This window comes from Mesorhizobium sp. M7A.F.Ca.ET.027.03.2.1, assembly GCF_003999175.1.
In the GTDB taxonomy this organism is placed as follows: Bacteria; Pseudomonadota; Alphaproteobacteria; order Rhizobiales; family Rhizobiaceae; genus Mesorhizobium.
On record NZ_RZOM01001103.1, the window covers coordinates 1 to 2,019 of the forward strand.

2 protein-coding genes are annotated in these 2,019 nt (G+C 63.4%); both read right to left on the minus strand.

All coding sequences use genetic code 11. The features are described from left to right. Positions 1-161 precede the first annotated feature (161 nt). Complete coding sequence (locus EN750_RS31700; RefSeq protein ID WP_127399055.1) at positions 162-956, minus strand: SDR family oxidoreductase; 795 nt, start codon at positions 954-956, stop codon at positions 162-164. 32 nt (positions 957-988) lie between these two features. Beyond that, positions 989-1,984: an inositol 2-dehydrogenase gene (gene iolG, locus EN750_RS31705; RefSeq protein WP_027039991.1), complete on the minus strand. Its 996-nt coding sequence runs from the start codon at positions 1,982-1,984 to the stop codon at positions 989-991. Positions 1,985-2,019 lie beyond the last annotated feature (35 nt).

The following is a 2,019-nucleotide window of genomic DNA, read 5'->3' on the forward strand; positions in this document are numbered from 1 at the left end:
TGACTATATGGGAGTGGTGATGCGGCGGCAACAGGGGAAGGGAGGGCTTTCAGAGCTCGGGTCCCTTGGTGATTTTGGTCTGGAGCCGGTCAAGCTGGCGAGGGCAAGCTCGGCCAAGGCTTGGCCGAGCTGCTTCTGGACGAGAGGCTATTCGGCTGACCCTATTCCGGAGACGACCCCGCAATGCTCTGGTCATAGTCGACCAGCGATCCGGTCATGACGCCGGACTGCGGGCTGACCATGTAGCTGATCAGCCGCGCCAACTGGTCCGGCTTCACCAATTGGCCCATCGGCTGCGCCGCCTCGGCCTTGGCCAGCCAGTCGTCCGGCGCGTCGTGCCACTTCTTCTGCACGATGTCCTCGCCCTCTGTGTCCATCCAGCCCGGCAGCACCGCATTGCAGCGGATGCGGTTGTGGCGATAGGCATTGGCGACGTTCTTGGTCAGCGTCATCAGCGCGCCCTTGCTGGTCGAATAGGGCGTCAGGAACGACTGGCCGGTATGCGCCGACATCGACAGCACGTTGACGATCGAGCCTGGTGCCTTCTTTTCCAGGAGATGCGACACCACGCCTTGCATCAGGAAAAACGGGCCGCGCACATTGGTGTCGAAGATGGTGTCGAAAAGCTCCTCGGAGGTTTCGACCAGCGAACCGCGCGCCGATGTCGCGGCGGCGTTGACCAGGGCGTTGATGGTGCCGAAATGCGAGATCGCGGTGGCGACCGCCCGCTTGCAGTCGGCCACTTTAGAGACGTCGGCGCTGATGAAGATCGCGTCGACGCCGGCTCTCCTGAAATGGGCGACGGCCTTGTCGCCCTTCTCCTGCGAACGGCCGATGAGCGCCAGTGCCCGGCAACCTTCCTCGGCCAGAGCTTCGGCGACGGCAAAGCCGATCCCCTGGGCGCCACCTGTGACGATGGCGCGCGTCTTCGAATTGCGATCGGCGGATGTGCTCATCGCTCTGCTCCCTGTACCCTAGTTTCCGGTTCTTACTTGTCGAGACGGACGGTCTTGCCGGTCGTTGCTGATTTCAGCGCCGCGTCGGCCAGCTTCAGCGCCACCAGCCCATCCGCACCGCTCGGCGACGCTTTCTTGCCCGAGGTCGCGGCCGTGATGAACGCGGCGATCTCAATGGCATAGGCGTCGAGGTAGCGGGTCATGAAGAAGTCGTGCAGCGGCGGGCGCGTATAACCCTTCTCGTTGGCCAGTTCGATCGACACCGGGCGCTGGTTCTCGGCGGCAACCATGCCTTTCGAGCCATGCACCTCGATGCGCTGGTCGTAGCCATAGGTGGCGCGGCGCGAGTTGGAGATGACGGCCTGCTTGCCGGAAGCGGTTTCCAGGATGACGCTGACGCTATCGAAATCGCCGGCGGCACCAATCTTCTTGTCGACCAGCACCGAGGCATGGGCGCTGACCGCCACGACCTCTTCGCCGAGCAGGAAGCGCGCCATGTCGAAATCATGGATGGTCATGTCGCGAAAAATGCCGCCCGAGCGCTTGATGTAGTCGATCGGTGGCGCGCCGGGATCGCGCGAGGTGATGGTGACCATCTCGACGGTGCCGATGGCGCCGTCGTCGATCGCCTTGCGCACGGCGGCGAAATGCGGATCGAAACGCCTGTTGAAGCCGACCATCAGCGTCGCTTTGGTCTTCTCGACCACGGCCAGGCACTTCTCGACGCGCTTGACGTTGAGGTCGATCGGCTTCTCGCAGAAGATCGCCTTGCCGGCCTTGGCGAAGCGCTCGATCAGATCGGCATGGGTGTCGGTCGGCGTGCAGATGACGACGGCGTCGATATCCCCGGCTTTCTCGATATCTTCGATGCTGCGCACCTCGGCGCCATAGGCGCTCGCCAGCTCTTTGGCGGCCTTCTCGAACGCATCGGCAACGGCAACCAGTTTGGCCTGCGGGTTGGAGCCGACGGCGCGGGCGTGGACCTTGCCGATGCGGCCGGCACCGAGGAGAGCGAAGCGAACGGTCATGGATATTTCCTCTGGGGGGATGGGTTAGAGAGTTG

Coding starts and splice junctions, on each gene's coding strand:
- EN750_RS31700 (WP_127399055.1), bottom strand. CDS start 956: ATGAGCACATCCGCCGATCGCAATTCGAAGACGCGCGCCATCGTCACA.
- iolG (WP_027039991.1), bottom strand. CDS start 1,984: ATGACCGTTCGCTTCGCTCTCCTCGGTGCCGGCCGCATCGGCAAGGTC.